Source organism: Prochlorococcus sp. MIT 1011, assembly GCF_047305235.1.
GTDB lineage: Bacteria > Cyanobacteriota > Cyanobacteriia > PCC-6307 > Cyanobiaceae > Prochlorococcus_B.
This window is the reverse complement of the sequence record NZ_CP138983.1, coordinates 1,303,637-1,317,798: the sequence shown is the minus strand read 5'-3', so window position 1 is coordinate 1,317,798 and position 14,162 is coordinate 1,303,637. Positions and strand designations below refer to the sequence as shown.

The window sequence follows — 14,162 nt, the reverse complement described above, 5'->3', positions numbered from 1 at the left end:
TAGTTAGAATCCACCTCAATAGTTATTGACATGTTTACTGTTGCATTAGCGAAAGGCGCCTTATTGAAAGAATCAGTCTCAATGTTTTCGAACATTGGAATTGATTTCTCTGCTGTTTTAGAAGATAGCAATCGCCAATTGATGGTTCCGTCAGCTTGTGGAGGTGCTAAAGCTCTTTTGGTTCGTAACAGTGATGTTCCTGTTTACGTATCTTATGGGCAGGCGCAACTAGGAATAGTGGGTTTTGATGTGTTGAAAGAGCAGAAGTTGCAGGTTTCTAATTTAGTAGATCTTGGCTTTGGAGCGTGTCATATGTCTGTTGCAGTTAAATCGAGCAGTGGTTATCTGAGTGCTTCTGACTTGCCACCAAACTGTCGTGTGGCAAGTAAATTTACAAACTGTGCAAAGAATTTTTTTGATCAAATTGATTTACCTGTCCAATTAGTTCATTTGAGTGGATCGGTTGAACTAGGTCCCATAACAGGTATGGCTGAAGCAATCGTTGATTTAGTCGCAACTGGTCGTACTCTTAGAGATAATGGTCTTATAGAAATTGAAGAACTTTTCAAATCAAGCGCTCGGCTTGTTGGGCATCCACTATCCCTAAGGCTAGACAGAGGCCCCCTCCAAGAAATTATTGATTCAATTCAAACCCAATCTCAGACCAACCTCTTCCCTGATGGCAAAAAGTGATTTTCGAAGAGTTAAGAAACTTGGTAAGTATTTAAAAAAGGAAAGAAAACGTTTAATTCTTATACTTTTTATACTAATACCTGTTGCTTTGGCGGGTGCTATTCAACCTCTTCTCGTAGGTCAAGCTATTTCTGTTTTAAGAGGAGAAGATACGATACCTTTTTTTGATAATTTATCTAATGAATCATCAATTAGCCTAATAATAGTAATTCTGTTCATAACAGTATTACTTAGACTTGGATTGCAGGGTTTTCAGTCATACAATATACAGGCTGTAGGGCAAAGGCTGACTGCTCAAATTAGGAATGATTTGTTCTCTCATTCAATGTCATTGTCATTGCGTTTCCATGACAAAATTCCTGTTGGTAAATTACTAACAAGATTAACTAGCGATGTTGATGCCTTGTCAGAAGTTTTTGGGAGTGGTGCTGTTGGAGTTTTGGCTGATTTTGTGAGTCTGATAGTTATATCAATAACGATGATTTTAATTGAATGGAGGTTGGGGTTACTCCTTTTGATTATTCAAATACCTGTTACCATCTTTATCCTTTGGTTACAAAAACGTTATAGAAAACAAAATTATAAAGTTAGAGAAGAACTTTCTCAATTGAATGCAAACTTTCAGGAAAATTTGCAAGGCCTAGAAGTTGTTCAAATGTTTAGAAGGCAATCGTTAAATGGTCAAAAATTTTCCAAAACTGGAAGTAATTATAAAAATGCAGTAAACGGCACAATTTTCTATGACAGTAGTATTTCTGCGTTTATTGAATGGGTCTCATTGGCGGCAGTAGCCATGGTTATTTCTCTGGGCGGTTACATGGTTACTGCTGGAGCTATGGGATTAGGTACTCTAACGACATTCATTCTTTATTCACAAAGATTATTTGAACCTTTAAGACAATTAGCAGAAAGATTTACACAAATACAGGGAGGGTTAACAGCGGTTGAAAGAATAAGTGAATTGCTTGAGAAAAAAATAGAGATTTATGATCAAGTTGATCAGAAAGTAGAAAATAAAAAATTTATAAATTCAAATAAAACTGTTTTTGGAGAAGTCTTGTTTGAAAATGTAAGTTTTTTTTACAGAGAAGACGAACCGATAATAAATGATTTAAGTTTCAAGATTAAAGCTGGAGAACATGTTGCCCTCGTAGGGCCAACTGGTTCAGGTAAGACGACTTTGATTAGATTGTTGTGTAGGCTTTATGAACCTCAAAAAGGAAATATATATATTGATGGTCAAAACATTCGAAATATATCTATTCAGTCACTAAGGAAACAACTTGGAGTCGTTCTTCAAGATACTTTCCTTTTTAGTGGAAATGTTTCGGATAATCTTCGTTTAGACTCTTCAATCGATAATCAACGCTTAAAGGATATATGCAGTGAATTAGGACTTGATAATTTATTGAGAAAACTCCCCAATGGATTAGACACTTATATCAGAGAAAGAGGCGGAAATCTTTCTTCAGGAGAAAGACAGCTTTTATCTATTGCAAGAGTCGCAATAAGAGATCCAAAAGTATTAATTATGGATGAAGCCACTGCTTTTATGGATCCGTCAACTGAGGCAACCTTGCAAAGAGATCTTGATAGGTTATTAGAGAAAAGAACAGCGCTTGTAATTGCGCATAGATTGGCAACAATAGAATCATCTGATCGAATCCTTGTAATGAGAAAAGGAAGGCTAATTGAGCAAGGTACTCATGAAGAGTTGAGGGCTTTGGGTGGACTTTATTCTCAACTTTCTGAATTGCAAGAAAAAGGTCTAGCAACAATCTGATGGGTATTTATTTATGATAAATCTTGGATCAAAACAAATAGGAATGCCAGGGTGGAGGAATCAAAATATTCTTTCAGATGAAAATTTAAAAAATATATATGGACAAAAAGCTCTTCAATACTTTAATGAAGACAATTCATCCCTCTTTGTTTTTAGTGATTCAAAATCTTTTGATTTAATTGAACTTGAGCAACTTTTGCAAGCAGTTGGATGGGGTAGAAGACCTCTCAGAAGGGTAAAACGAGCTCTAGATAATAGCTTGCTTAAGATTGGTCTATGGCAACATGATCCTAAATTTCCAAGATTGATTGGATTTGCAAGATGCACAGGGGACGGAGTTATTGATGCAACAATATGGGATGTAGCTATCAACCCTGTTTATCAAGGATATGGATTAGGGAAGCAACTCATGTCATATTTGATGAGAAGTTTAAAAAGAGAAGGTATTAGTAGAGTAACTTTATTTGCTGATTCTGATGTGATTACTTTTTATAAAAGACAAGGTTGGAATCTAGAGCCAAAAGGTAATAAATGTGCTTTTTGGTATTCAAATTAATTGATTCATTGTTATTGTTAAATTATGAATAGTATTCTTTTGATAAATTATCTATATCATGACCTTGGCGCCATTTTTTTCTTAAGGATGCATTTCTAAGTGCACGTTTAATTATATTTGAATTTGACCATTTTATATCATCTGTATATAAATTTACTCCTATCCGCCTTGCTTTTGCTATTTTAGTAATTCTTGTTATTAACTCAAGGTCTTCCATTATTTTTAAGGAAGAGTAACCTCCTGTACGGTGATAAAGATTTTTATGTATTAGCAAACCTTGATCGCCATACGGTCGTTGTAAAAAATGACTTCTTAATGCTACTGCGAATTCTAAAATTCTAAATTGTAAGTTATATTTTTTGATTTTAAAGTCAAAATACCAGGCAAAGTTTTTTGATGTTTTAGTTTGCATTATTTTTAGTAATTTTTTTACCCATACTTTATCTAATCTGCTATCAGCATGAAGGAATAGAAGCCATTCCCCTTTTGCCTGTGAAGCGCCTATTCCTAATTGCAAGCCCCTATTTTGCTCAAGACTATTGATAATATTTATTCCTTGTATTTGTGCAATTGAAATAGTTGAATCCCTGCTCCCCCCATCCACTATTGTTAAATCAGAACTATAAGGCCATGCTTTTAAATCAGCCAAGAGAAGAGGAAGATGATTTGCTTCGTCTAGAGTTGGTATGATAATGCTGAGAGTTGGAAGCTTTTTTGATCTAGCCATGGTGATAAGTCAGAAACATTATCAAGATCATTTTTAGTTTGAAGTAATTGATAATCTATTTGATTTAAGGAAGCTGATCGAATTGTTTCTTGAAGCACTTTATTGGTTCCCCAACTTATACCAGAAAATGGCCAGGTACATTGTGGACTTAAAAGTTTATTTGATAATCCTATAAGCCAATATCCTCCGTCAGTTGAAGGGCCTAAGACCATTTCTTTATGAGTAAGTAATTGAATAGCTTCAATTAAGTCGAAATGTGAGATTGATGGTAAATCAGTTCCAATTAGTAGGATAGGATTTCGAATTTTTTTGTGAGAAATGGTTTTTTCAGAATGAGTCTTTAAAAACTGTCTTTTCATTTTTGTTCCAAGATTTCCAGCCCCTTGAGTCTCAATCTTTTGGATTTTATTTCTGTGTGCCCATTTTTTTGCTGCCTGAATTCCAATTCCATCGATGGCAACTTTTACATCTGCAAGACCTTCTTTTTGAATCTTTCTAGCAACTTTAATCGTGTGATTTGTTAGCTTTTCTTGGATCTTTGCGGCGTGAAGAGCTCCTATATCCTCTGATAAACGACTTTTACATCTATAAATTGCGTGCCATCTTGTCATTAAAACTATGATTGGTTTTTTGTTTTTCTTCAATCTTGCTTTTGTTGCTATCCGATCCATTGGCAATGATTTCAGGTTTTTCGATGCTCTTGAATTTTAAGTTACTATTCATTTCAACTTATTAATGTTTGTTCTGTAAAAAATAAATCTATTTCGTGTCCATTTTGCTAATTCATAATGGTATTTCATTTCTTTGACGTGACGATTCAATTTTTACAACTGGATTCCCAGATTTAACAATTTCTGATTCAAGTTCTCGCTAAACTCATAATCCATTAGGTAATGCCTGTGCCCTCTCGGAATGAGCTATGGACGAAGGTGCAGCAATTACTGCAAAAGACTTTAAGTAAACCTTCATATGAAACATGGATACGCCCAGCTGAATTCCATGATTTCAAAGATGGATGCCTAACCTTGTTGGCACCTAATAGCTTCTCAAGTGATTGGTTAAGAAAAAATTATTCTCATAAAATCGAAGAGTTTGCAACAGAGATTTTTGGCCGTGAGGTAAAGGTTTATATAAAAGTTAGAGAAGAATATTCAGAAAACAAAAGTAATAAGAAAAAGACTTTTTCTGATATGGAAAATAATGCAATTTCTACTAGAGATAATTCAAAAGTTAAATCTAAGCAAGCGCCAACAAAAAAATTTTTACCTAGTTTGAATCTCCGCTATGTCTTTAATAGATTTGTTGTAGGACCTAATAGTCGGATGGCTCATGCTGCTGCAATGGCAGTAGCCGAGGCTCCTGGTAGAGAGTTTAACCCATTATTTATTTGTGGAGGGGTTGGATTAGGTAAAACTCATCTCATGCAATCCATTGGCCATTATAGATTGGAAATAGATCCACAAGCAAAGGTTGCATATGTTTCTACTGAGACTTTTACTAATGATTTAATTGTTGCTATAAGAAAAGATGGAATGCAAGCTTTTAGAAATAGGTATAGAGAAGCTGATTTGATATTGGTTGATGATATTCAATTTATAGAGGGAAAAGAATATACACAGGAGGAATTCTTTCATACTTTTAATGCTTTGCATGAGGCAGGTAGGCAAATTGTTCTTACAAGTGACAGGCCTCCAAGTCAAATACCTCGTTTGCAAGAGCGATTGATTTCAAGATTTTCAATGGGGCTAATCGCAGATATTCAAGCGCCTGATTTAGAGACCAGAATGGCAATATTACAAAAAAAAGCTGAGCATGAAAGGATGCGTTTACCAAGAGATTTGATTCAGTTTATAGCTGGAAGATTCACCTCAAATATTAGAGAGTTGGAGGGGGCTTTTACTCGAGCTGTCGCATTTGCCTCTATTACTGGGTTGCCAATGACAGTCGAATCGGTGGCACCTATGCTTGATCCTACTGGACAAGGAGTTGAAGTTAAACCTAAGCAAGTCTTGGAAAAAGTTGCTGAGGTCTTTGGAGTTACTGAGGAGGAAATGCGTAGTCCAAGTAGGCGTAGACCTGTAAGTCAGGCAAGGCAGGTCGGCATGTATTTAATGCGCCACGGTACTGATCTAAGTCTGCCTCGAATTGGAGAATCTTTTGGGGGAAAAGATCATACAACAGTTATGTATGCCATTGAACAAGTAGAAAAGAAGCTTTCAAGTGAACCACAATTGGCCAGTCAAGTTCAAAAAGTTAAGGATCTTCTTCAAATCGATTCACGAAAACGTCGTTAAAGAAAACATGTAACGAGAATAAATTTCTAATTAAACTGTATAGGATTTTGATCTAGCCTATTTCTTGTAGGTATTGGAGGACCTTGATCACTACCATCAATAGTTGCTGTACGTTCAAGAGCTTGTCTTAACAATCTTCCGGATAATAAAGGCATATCTCTTGGAACTGAAATTCTATCTCGGAGGTAGCGTAATGACGATGCACTATTCTTCTCTGGAATGCAATCTTTTTTTGAAATCATAGAAGTTAATGCTGCCCTTAATGGTTGATCAAATGATTTATTTTTCATTGGGTTAACATCAATGATTCTTTCTTTATGTTTGATAACTCTCTCTAAAGCTAATGCCTCAAATTGTTGTTTTGATTTTTGATCAACTTCGAAATCTACTAGTTCTAATTGCCCTAATCCAGCACCCACATCAATTTCTTTGGAAAATAATTGTTGGTTTGCATTTGAATTAGTAAAGCAGCCTCCCATTTGAGGGGGTAAATCATGAGCATGAGTATGGAAATCTCCTTGAGTTCCTCTATATTCCTCAAGTTTTTCAAGATTTTTAAGCCATGTATTTATAAAAGGGTGCTCTTCTCTCAATGAATATCCTTTGTAGTAAGCCAATGAGGCATTCATTCTTTCAACATATGGAATGAAAATCACATCTGCTGATCCAGGCTTTTCACCATTTACTGTTGAGATTGGTGTTAGCCATCCTGAAGCATTTTTTTGGAGTTCATTTTCAAATTTTTTTGCAATATTTTTGAAATTATCTTTCTTTTGTACTTCTTGGGCTTGGAAAAGAGAGTTGCGACACAACCAATTACACCAAGATGAGAATAATTCTCTTTCAAGTGCCCTATGTTTGAAAACTTTCTTCTCATTTAGAGATTGACCTAGAGGCCCATAAATTTCTTCTAACACAAATAGGATCTCATCACTTTCTGTGATTAAATGATTTTCAATTTCTATTGCAGGAAGCATTCCTGAGGGCACTTTTTTTAAATACCATCTTTCCTTTTCTCCGTAGCAACGCATGGTTACTTTTTTAATCCGGTAAGGAATTTTTTTAAGCTCTAACCAAATCCAAACTTTTTGGCAATAAGGACACCAAGCATGATTGTCTCTGTAAAGAGTAACAATTGCCTCGGACTCATCTTTATTAAAAAGACGAAGTGAGGAATATGGGTTGTTTAACCCATTGATTTGATCAATGGGGTCAGCTGTATATATTGCTAATTCTTCCCAACTCATTGCAATTCTGGTTGGATTCATTTATTTCAACGAGAATAGAGAAATAATACTAGGTTGCAAAATTGAAAAGGTCTTTTGATTTAATTGTCATTGGTGCAGGATCCGGTGGATTAGCTGCTGCAAAGAAAGCAGCCAGTTATGGAGCATCTGTAGCGATTGTAGAGGGCGATCTTGTCGGAGGGACGTGTGTAATAAGAGGTTGTGTTCCTAAAAAATTATTAGTTTGTGGCTCTTCTCTCTTAGAGAGTTTTGTGTCTGCACCATCTTATGGTTTTGATTTTGATAATTTAAAGATTAAATCAGAGACTTTATTAGCTAATGTTCGCAAGGAAGTGCAAAGGCTGAATGAATTACACGAGAATTTTCTAAGTAAGGCTAATGTTGAGCTTTTTAAAGGTTGGGGTGAGTTTAAAAATTCAAATTGTATCGCAATTAGAAATCGAATAAATGGAGAGACTTTAAATGAACTTGATGGAGAAAGAATTTTGATTGCAGTAGGAGGTAAACCTCAAAGACCAAATATCGAGGGTGCCTCTTTAGGTTGGACAAGTGATGATATGTTTCTTCTTAAAAGCTTTCCGAAAAAAATTGCAATTGTTGGTGCAGGCTATATTGCTTGCGAATTTGCATGCATATTGCATGGTTTAGGTGTTGAGGTTAATCAATTAGTTCGAGGTGATCGGATTTTAAGAGGGTTTGACTTTGAACTTTCTTCAGCATTAACCGAGGCAATGATAAGTAAAGGAATTGATCTAAGATTTGGTGAGAATGTTTCATCAATAAAAGGAACTCCTGGATCTTTAATTATAAAAACAAATACAGGGAAAGAGTTTGACTCGAATGGATTGCTTTTCGCTACTGGTAGAAAGCCATTCTTAGAGGGGTTGAAGTTAGAACAAGCGGGTATAGAAACTCTTGAAAATAAAATTAAAGTTGATAGTGAAAGTAAAACAAATATTTCTAATATCTTTGCTATTGGAGATGTAACTGACAGGATCAACTTGACACCTGTCGCAATTGATGAGGGTAGAAAGTTTGCTGATAGAAGTTATAGAAAATCAGCTCAAAAGGTTAACTATGATTTTGTTCCTTATGCTGTATTTAGTCAGCCTGAAATAGCTTCAGTAGGCATAACTGAAGACAAGGCTATCCAGTCGTTAGGAAAAGATAAAATTGAAGTATATAGATCAATATTTAGGCCCTTGTCTAAATCATTGCCAAAGACTGGTCCTAAATGTATTTTAAAGCTTATAGTTGATAAAAATAATAATAAAGTTTTGGGATGTCACATGATTGGTGACAATGCATCTGAGATTATTCAGATGGCATCAATCTCACTAATGCTAGGAGCTAAAAAATCTGATTTTGATAATACAATGGCACTCCACCCCACAATAGCTGAGGAGTTTGTGACAATGAGATGATGTTTGTAAAGAGATCAGTTATTAGAACTTTTTCTTAGCCTTAACCAGTAAGCAATTGTTTTATATATAATTATTATTATTGATAATGATATGGCTATAAAAACTAATTCTTTGAATGCTGAATGTAAAGTTGGTAGAGTTAGAGGTATTATTTTGTCTGCAATGTAAAGCATATATAATCCTAATAAAACACCACCTTCTCCTCTACTTATTATTCCTTTTGTCCAAAAAATTGGCATGCACGCAAATGTAGTAATTACCATGATAGGAATATCCTTAGTTATAAGTATATTCTCAACCACCAAACCACTACCTCCAGATAATACAGAACAGCTACTTAAAACTAGTAATTGATTTAACAAACAACTTCCAATTACGTTGCCTATTGCTAGATCAGTTTGACCACGAATAGCGGCCACTAATGACGTAATCAACTCAGGTAAAGAGGTGCCCAGCGAAACTATCGTTAACCCAATTATGGCTTCGCTTACACCTAATAATCCTGCAATTGTAGATGCGCCTTCTATTAATAGCCGTGATCCAAGAGTTAGCAAGAAAATACCACCTAATAATTTCACGCCTGCATTTAATAAACTTGTTGAGTCTTTTTCTGTATTGATTTCTGGCTCTGCTTCTTGGGTTTTTTGAGGCTCCTCTCTCGCTGTGCGAATTTCCCAAGTGGTATTTATTATCAGCGCAACTATCAAAGCTACTCCAAATTGCCAAGTTATCAGCTCTGAAGCTGCCATCCCCCAAACGGCAGTTGAGACTGCTAAAAGAAGAGGAATGTCTCTCCTTACAAGACGACTTTCAACTCTTAAAGGTCGTAAAAGTGCACTGCCTCCGAGAACTACCATCACATTGAAAATATTGCTGCCAATAATGTTGCTCAAAGCCAGACTATCTGATCCAGAGAGGGAGGAGTTAACACTCACAAATAGTTCAGGTGCACTTGTCCCGAGGGATACTATTGTTAAACCAATAACTAGTTGAGGGATCCCAAGGATTAAGGCTAAAGCGACAGATCCCTGAATAAAGAACTCTCCACCGCCAAAAAGTAAAAGTATCCCAGTAATAAGCTCTGAAAATGACAATAATATTGATGGCATAATTGAGTAATTTATGGAGAAACTAAATTAGTGAATTAATTTATATTATTTTCATTTGGTATTATCGTAATATTTTAGCTCTTTATTGATACTTGAAGACTTATAGATCAAGGTTGCATAAGATATACATTGAAAAAGCTTTAATCCTGTGATTACTTCTGTTGATAAAATCTTATTATTAAAGCCGGATGATTGGCATCTGCATTTGAGAGATGGAAAGATTCTTAAAGGTGTTTTAAGTCATACAGCAGATGTGTTTTGTCGTGCAATCATCATGCCTAATCTTGATCCGCCAATAACTACTATAAGCCAAGCACAAGAGTATAAAAAAAGAATTATCCAGTCTATCCCTGAGGGTGTTTCTTTTACCCCATTAATGACAGCGTATCTTACAGATGATATGCCTGCGGAGGTCTTAGAGATAGGCTTTAGAGAAGGTGTCTTTCATGGAGCAAAGCTCTATCCAGCTAATGTGACAACTAATTCCTCGTATGGGGTTACAGATATAAGTAAAGTCGACAATTTATTTGAGACGATGGAAAGAATTGGTATGCCATTATTGATTCATGGAGAAGTGACCGATTTCAATGTTGATGTATTTGATAGAGAAGCTGTCTTTATTGAGCGACACCTTGAACCATTATTACGAAGATTTTCATCACTTAAAGTGGTTTTAGAACACATCACGACCATTGATGCAATTGACTTTATAGAAAACAGTGAGTTTGATATAGCCGCTACAATTACACCTCATCATCTACATATCAATCGAAACGCAATGTTCAATGGTGGGTTAAGGAGTGATTTTTATTGCTTACCCACAGCTAAACGTGAAATTCATCGTATTGCTCTAAGACAAGCTGCTACCAGCGGTAAACCTTGCTTTTTCCTTGGAACTGATTCAGCACCTCATACCCGTAGCTTTAAGGAAAGCTCATGTGGATGTGCGGGAATCTTTAATGCCCCTTTTGCTTTGGAAAGCTATTTAAAAGTTTTCGAAGAAGAAAATGCTCTAGATAGGTTTGAAGCTTTTTCAAGTATCAATGGAGCAGCTTTTTATGGATTACCTTTAAACACAGAGAGAATAACATTAGTAAAAAAAAATATTTCCGTACCTCAAATGATTGACGTTGGACTAGATGGTGATCCCAATGATTTTGTAAAACCATTTCATGCAGGAGAAACTCTAGGCTGGGCAGTAAGGGACTTTAGTGAGATGGGTGAGTGATTCCTCTAATGATTATTTAACTCTAGATATTCTTAAGAGTACTGATTTAAGCACATACGTTTACGCTAATATGTGAATGGCTTAGAGTTGAAACTCTAGCATTGTAACAACCCTTGCTATCACTGGGGAGTGTGGCGGAATTGGTAGACGCACCAGACTTAAAATCTGTTGGCCGCTTTTTGGCCGTGGGGGTTCAAGTCCCCCCACTCCCATGATCTTTTCTATCTCGATTGTGTGTTTAGTACCTTTAGGCTTAATGGGTGCTGTTAGTCCGATAATTACATTATCTGCTTATGCGGTATTGGGAGGGGCGTATTTATTCGTAGTTCCTTTATTTCTTTTTTATTGGATGAATAATCGTTGGAATGTTATGGGAAAGTTAGAACGCCTTTTTATATATGGACTTGTGTTTCTTTTCTTTCCTGGAATGGTTTTGTTTGCACCGTTTCTTAATTTAAGAATGAATGGGAAAGAGGAGTCTTGAATCTTGACAAGAGCACAGGTTTTTCAAATAGGTTTGCTTGTTTTTGTTTTAGGCGGCTTGGGATATGAAGTCTTTCATTTACTTGGATTTGAATCAATATCAGCTGGTATTGCAGCACAGTCAATATTAATTTTAATTATTTTTGCATGGACCGCTTCTTACCTATTCAGGGTCTTTTCTGGAAATATGACTTTTATGGAGCAACGTAAAAGATACAGAGAGGCTTATGAAAAATTGACTGATGAAAAAATTAGAGAAAAGTTTGAGGCCATGACAGAAGAAGAAAAAATTGAATTACTAAAAACAGTTGAGGAAGAAAGTATTGAACAAACTTAAGTTTTAATTACTAAATCTCAATAATTTTTTACTCTTAGGGATACAAAAATGATAAAAAAGATAGATACCCAAGGCTTAGAACATTGAAAAGTACAAATATTAGTAGGTCTTTTTCCAAAATAAAAAAGGAGAAAAGAATTGCATTAATGCCTTTCCTTATGGCTGGTGACCCTGATTTGGAAACCACAGCAAAGATTTTGTTAGAACTTCAAGCAAATGGCGCTGACATGATTGAGCTAGGCATTCCATACAGTGATCCTTTAGCAGATGGACCTATTATTCAATTAGCAGCTTCTCGAGCTCTCTCTGCGGGAACTTCTCCTGACAGGGTTTTTAAAATGTTGTCTGAATTGAGAGATCAATTGACAATACCAATAATTTTATTTACTTACTCCAATCCACTTATTAATAAAGGGCTGGAAGAATTTTGCTTACAAGCTTCGGGAGTAGGTGTCTCAGGGCTTGTCGTCCCAGACCTTCCTTTAGAGGAAGCAGAGAAACTTTCTGAGATAGCTGAATCTAATGAAATTGATTTGGTTCTATTAGTTGCTCCAACTACACCCAAGGATCGTATGAAAAAAATTGCAGAGACTTCTAATGGATTTACTTATCTAGTTAGTGTTACTGGAGTCACAGGAGAAAGGTCTTCACTAGAAGAAAATGTTGGTACTCTTGTCAAGCAACTAAAGTACTCTTCATCTAGTCCGATTGCTGTTGGCTTTGGAATCTCGGAAGTAAAACATATTCAACAAGTTAGGGAATGGGGAGCTGATGGTGCAATTGTTGGTAGTGCTTTAGTTAAAAGAATTGCTAATGCCTCTATAGGAATGAAAGTTGAAGAAGCTGGTTCTTTTTGTAAAGAACTTAGAGCAGCAACTAACTAATATTTTTATAAATAGCAACAGATCAAGCTGAATATTGAATTCTTTTCTATGTTTTATCTTGAGAAAAAGTATCTTTATTTAACTTGAAAATTATGGATCAATTTGTCCTTTGGGGCTCATACTGTGAAGATGCTCTAATAAAGAGAACACCTTTTAGGGAAGAGCATCTTAATAGACTCTCATTACTTAAGGAAAAAGGTATATTAATAACATTAGGACCGACAAAATGTAATAGATATGTTTTTGGGATATTTAAATCTGAGGACATTGAGCATATAAGAAGTCTTATCAAAGAGGACGTTTACTGGAGAAAGGGAATATGGACTGAATTCGAAATTCACTCCTGGACCCAAGCTTTTTGAGCTTGTTCCCATACCCAATTAGCTACAATTTGATCGCCATTTTCTCCTAATTCATCTTCATAACCACTCATTATTCCTATCCCTTGTCTTGTGATCTTCGCTATTGCTTCTGGGTTGTCAATTCCATTGCGCTTTAATGATGAAATCTTTAGATTTTTTGATCTTCTAATTATGTTCCCGCCATTCATGTGACATCCAGCACAGTTGTGCTTGAAAAGATTCCCCCCTGAATTTACCTCAAGAGCATTTAGATCTTTTGGCAAACTTAAATAAAAAAATGTGCAGCATAAACTGATTAGAAAAAAAACTCTTAATTTCCTTTTTATAAGCTTGTGAATTTTAGTTATTGAAATTAATTTTTGAAAGGTCCTCACAAATTTCGTCAAGAAGATCAAGTTGTCCAGAAGAATTTAATTCAAGGCTCTTCTTTATTTTTCCTCCTTCTTCGTTTTTCCATAACTCTTCAACTTCACAAAGTCGATTTGCAACTTTTGGAATTCCTCCAGAGCTAAAATCTTTTTTTAATGAATCAATTAAAGTTGGCATTCTCGATGAAGGGAGATTAAGACTCTGACAAAGTTCTGATTGTGTTCTTCCTGTTTGTCTCAACCAATCTTTGATAAGAAGTACGAGATCTTCTTCTATATCTTTTGCCCAGTGCTGTTTGCTCATAGAGGAAACCATTTATTCAGCTTAGATTGTGCTCTGAATTTTATTTCTGGAGTAATATGATGTTGCCAAAGACTAATTATAGCTGTAAGAGCTACTAGATCATCGCTAAAACCTGAGACAGGAATAAAATCGGGAATTAAATCAACAGGAACAATTAAATAAGTAAGTGCTCCTATGATGGATACCCTCACTTGGGGAGGAGTTGAATTATCTATGATGAGTTCATATCCTTCTAAAGCAGGTTTTGCAATTACTCTGCCTGCTCTTAATAAGATCTTTTTAAGTACTCCTTCGTCGATAACAGAACTTTCAAGTACCTCTGCTTCAAAGACTTCTTTATTTGAGTTCCTTGAACTAACCACA

The 14,162-nt window shown here is 35.5% G+C and carries 17 protein-coding genes and 1 tRNA gene; 11 read left to right on the top strand and 7 right to left on the bottom strand.

Annotation, left to right across the window (positions count from 1 at the left end):
- The first annotated feature begins 30 nt into the window (after positions 1 to 30).
- The 3 genes from hisG to SIB75_RS07905 are packed head-to-tail and all read left to right on the top strand — an operon-like array spanning position 31 to position 3,032.
- Entirely contained in the window at positions 31 to 693 is a 663-nt protein-coding gene (hisG, locus tag SIB75_RS07915; protein WP_413682741.1) for an ATP phosphoribosyltransferase, read from the top strand.
- Positions 680 to 2,476 (top strand): ABC transporter ATP-binding protein, encoded by a 1,797-nt coding sequence (locus SIB75_RS07910; RefSeq protein ID WP_413682740.1) that lies wholly within the window; start codon positions 680 to 682, stop codon positions 2,474 to 2,476. The genes hisG and SIB75_RS07910 overlap by 14 nt, the downstream gene beginning before the upstream one ends.
- A 13-nt stretch (positions 2,477 to 2,489) precedes the next feature.
- Entirely contained in the window at positions 2,490 to 3,032 is a 543-nt protein-coding gene (locus tag SIB75_RS07905; RefSeq protein WP_413682739.1) for a GNAT family N-acetyltransferase, read from the top strand.
- Positions 3,033 to 3,054: 22 nt separating this feature from the next.
- Here SIB75_RS07905 and SIB75_RS07900 read toward each other — a convergent pair whose 3' ends face one another.
- Both SIB75_RS07900 and SIB75_RS07895 read right to left on the bottom strand, forming a co-directional pair.
- Positions 3,055 to 3,759, bottom strand: a complete 705-nt coding sequence (locus SIB75_RS07900) for a TIGR04283 family arsenosugar biosynthesis glycosyltransferase (protein ID WP_413682738.1) — start codon at positions 3,757 to 3,759, stop codon at positions 3,055 to 3,057.
- On the bottom strand, positions 3,708 to 4,430 hold the full coding sequence (locus tag SIB75_RS07895; RefSeq protein ID WP_413682737.1) for a TIGR04282 family arsenosugar biosynthesis glycosyltransferase: 723 nt from the start codon (positions 4,428 to 4,430) through the stop codon (positions 3,708 to 3,710). The genes SIB75_RS07900 and SIB75_RS07895 overlap by 52 nt, the downstream gene beginning before the upstream one ends.
- A 222-nt stretch (positions 4,431 to 4,652) precedes the next feature.
- Here SIB75_RS07895 and dnaA point away from each other — a divergent pair, with 222 nt between their 5' ends.
- A complete protein-coding gene (dnaA, locus tag SIB75_RS07890; RefSeq protein WP_413682736.1) occupies positions 4,653 to 6,053 on the top strand; it encodes a chromosomal replication initiator protein DnaA in 1,401 nt (466 codons plus the stop codon).
- Between the two features lie 26 nt (positions 6,054 to 6,079).
- Here dnaA and SIB75_RS07885 read toward each other — a convergent pair whose 3' ends face one another.
- Positions 6,080 to 7,321 carry a glutathione S-transferase N-terminal domain-containing protein gene (locus tag SIB75_RS07885; RefSeq protein WP_413682735.1) on the bottom strand — a complete coding sequence of 414 codons (1,242 nt, stop codon included), beginning with the start codon at positions 7,319 to 7,321 and terminating at the stop codon, positions 6,080 to 6,082.
- Positions 7,322 to 7,362: 41 nt separating this feature from the next.
- Here SIB75_RS07885 and gorA point away from each other — a divergent pair, with 41 nt between their 5' ends.
- A complete protein-coding gene (gene gorA, locus SIB75_RS07880) occupies positions 7,363 to 8,724 on the top strand; it encodes a glutathione-disulfide reductase (RefSeq protein ID WP_413682734.1) in 1,362 nt (453 codons plus the stop codon).
- A gap of 14 nt (positions 8,725 to 8,738) precedes the next feature.
- Here gorA and SIB75_RS07875 read toward each other — a convergent pair whose 3' ends face one another.
- Positions 8,739 to 9,833, bottom strand: a complete 1,095-nt coding sequence (locus SIB75_RS07875) for a calcium/sodium antiporter (RefSeq protein WP_413682733.1) — start codon at positions 9,831 to 9,833, stop codon at positions 8,739 to 8,741.
- A gap of 148 nt (positions 9,834 to 9,981) precedes the next feature.
- On the opposite strand from SIB75_RS07875, the gene pyrC reads away from it, so the two are divergent.
- From pyrC to SIB75_RS07845, 6 genes are all read left to right on the top strand, one after another.
- Positions 9,982 to 11,061, top strand: a complete 1,080-nt coding sequence (gene pyrC / locus SIB75_RS07870) for a dihydroorotase (RefSeq protein WP_413682732.1) — start codon at positions 9,982 to 9,984, stop codon at positions 11,059 to 11,061.
- A 125-nt stretch (positions 11,062 to 11,186) separates the two neighbouring features.
- Positions 11,187 to 11,273: transfer RNA gene (locus SIB75_RS07865), tRNA-Leu, on the top strand.
- The gene (locus SIB75_RS07860) at positions 11,273 to 11,545 is read left to right on the top strand and encodes an NAD(P)H-quinone oxidoreductase subunit L (RefSeq protein WP_413682731.1); all 273 of its coding nucleotides are present in this window, start codon (positions 11,273 to 11,275) and stop codon (positions 11,543 to 11,545) included. Before SIB75_RS07865 ends, SIB75_RS07860 begins: the two co-directional genes overlap by 1 nt.
- Before the next feature lie 3 nt (positions 11,546 to 11,548).
- On the top strand, positions 11,549 to 11,881 hold the full coding sequence (locus SIB75_RS07855; protein WP_413682730.1) for a DUF3007 family protein: 333 nt from the start codon (positions 11,549 to 11,551) through the stop codon (positions 11,879 to 11,881).
- A gap of 83 nt (positions 11,882 to 11,964) precedes the next feature.
- Positions 11,965 to 12,765, top strand: a complete 801-nt coding sequence (gene trpA / locus SIB75_RS07850; protein ID WP_413682729.1) for a tryptophan synthase subunit alpha — start codon at positions 11,965 to 11,967, stop codon at positions 12,763 to 12,765.
- Positions 12,766 to 12,857: 92 nt separating this feature from the next.
- On the top strand, positions 12,858 to 13,127 hold the full coding sequence (locus SIB75_RS07845) for a YciI family protein (RefSeq protein ID WP_413682728.1): 270 nt from the start codon (positions 12,858 to 12,860) through the stop codon (positions 13,125 to 13,127).
- Here SIB75_RS07845 and SIB75_RS07840 read toward each other — a convergent pair.
- From SIB75_RS07840 to SIB75_RS07830, 3 genes are all read right to left on the bottom strand, one after another.
- Positions 13,103 to 13,390: a c-type cytochrome gene (locus SIB75_RS07840; protein WP_413682727.1), complete on the bottom strand. Its 288-nt coding sequence runs from the start codon at positions 13,388 to 13,390 to the stop codon at positions 13,103 to 13,105. The two genes, SIB75_RS07845 and SIB75_RS07840, sit on opposite strands and share 25 nt — an antisense overlap.
- Before the next feature lie 76 nt (positions 13,391 to 13,466).
- Entirely contained in the window at positions 13,467 to 13,799 is a 333-nt protein-coding gene (locus SIB75_RS07835; protein WP_413682726.1) for a hypothetical protein, read from the bottom strand.
- Entirely contained in the window at positions 13,796 to 14,161 is a 366-nt protein-coding gene (locus tag SIB75_RS07830) for a YkvA family protein (protein ID WP_413682725.1), read from the bottom strand. Before SIB75_RS07830 ends, SIB75_RS07835 begins: the two co-directional genes overlap by 4 nt.
- Between the last annotated feature and the right edge of the window lies 1 nt (position 14,162).

Bases quoted from the DNA above. Each gene is read 5' to 3' on its own strand.
- hisG (WP_413682741.1), top strand. From the start codon at position 31: ATGTTTACTGTTGCATTAGCGAAAGGCGCCTTATTGAAAGAATCAGTC.
- SIB75_RS07910 (WP_413682740.1), top strand. From the start codon at position 680: ATGGCAAAAAGTGATTTTCGAAGAGTTAAGAAACTTGGTAAGTATTTA.
- SIB75_RS07905 (WP_413682739.1), top strand. From the start codon at position 2,490: ATGATAAATCTTGGATCAAAACAAATAGGAATGCCAGGGTGGAGGAAT.
- SIB75_RS07900 (WP_413682738.1), bottom strand. From the start codon at position 3,759: ATGGCTAGATCAAAAAAGCTTCCAACTCTCAGCATTATCATACCAACT.
- SIB75_RS07895 (WP_413682737.1), bottom strand. From the start codon at position 4,430: ATGGATCGGATAGCAACAAAAGCAAGATTGAAGAAAAACAAAAAACCA.
- dnaA (WP_413682736.1), top strand. From the start codon at position 4,653: ATGCCTGTGCCCTCTCGGAATGAGCTATGGACGAAGGTGCAGCAATTA.
- SIB75_RS07885 (WP_413682735.1), bottom strand. From the start codon at position 7,321: ATGAATCCAACCAGAATTGCAATGAGTTGGGAAGAATTAGCAATATAT.
- SIB75_RS07875 (WP_413682733.1), bottom strand. From the start codon at position 9,833: ATGCCATCAATATTATTGTCATTTTCAGAGCTTATTACTGGGATACTT.
- SIB75_RS07860 (WP_413682731.1), top strand. From the start codon at position 11,273: ATGATCTTTTCTATCTCGATTGTGTGTTTAGTACCTTTAGGCTTAATG.
- SIB75_RS07845 (WP_413682728.1), top strand. From the start codon at position 12,858: ATGGATCAATTTGTCCTTTGGGGCTCATACTGTGAAGATGCTCTAATA.
- SIB75_RS07835 (WP_413682726.1), bottom strand. From the start codon at position 13,799: ATGAGCAAACAGCACTGGGCAAAAGATATAGAAGAAGATCTCGTACTT.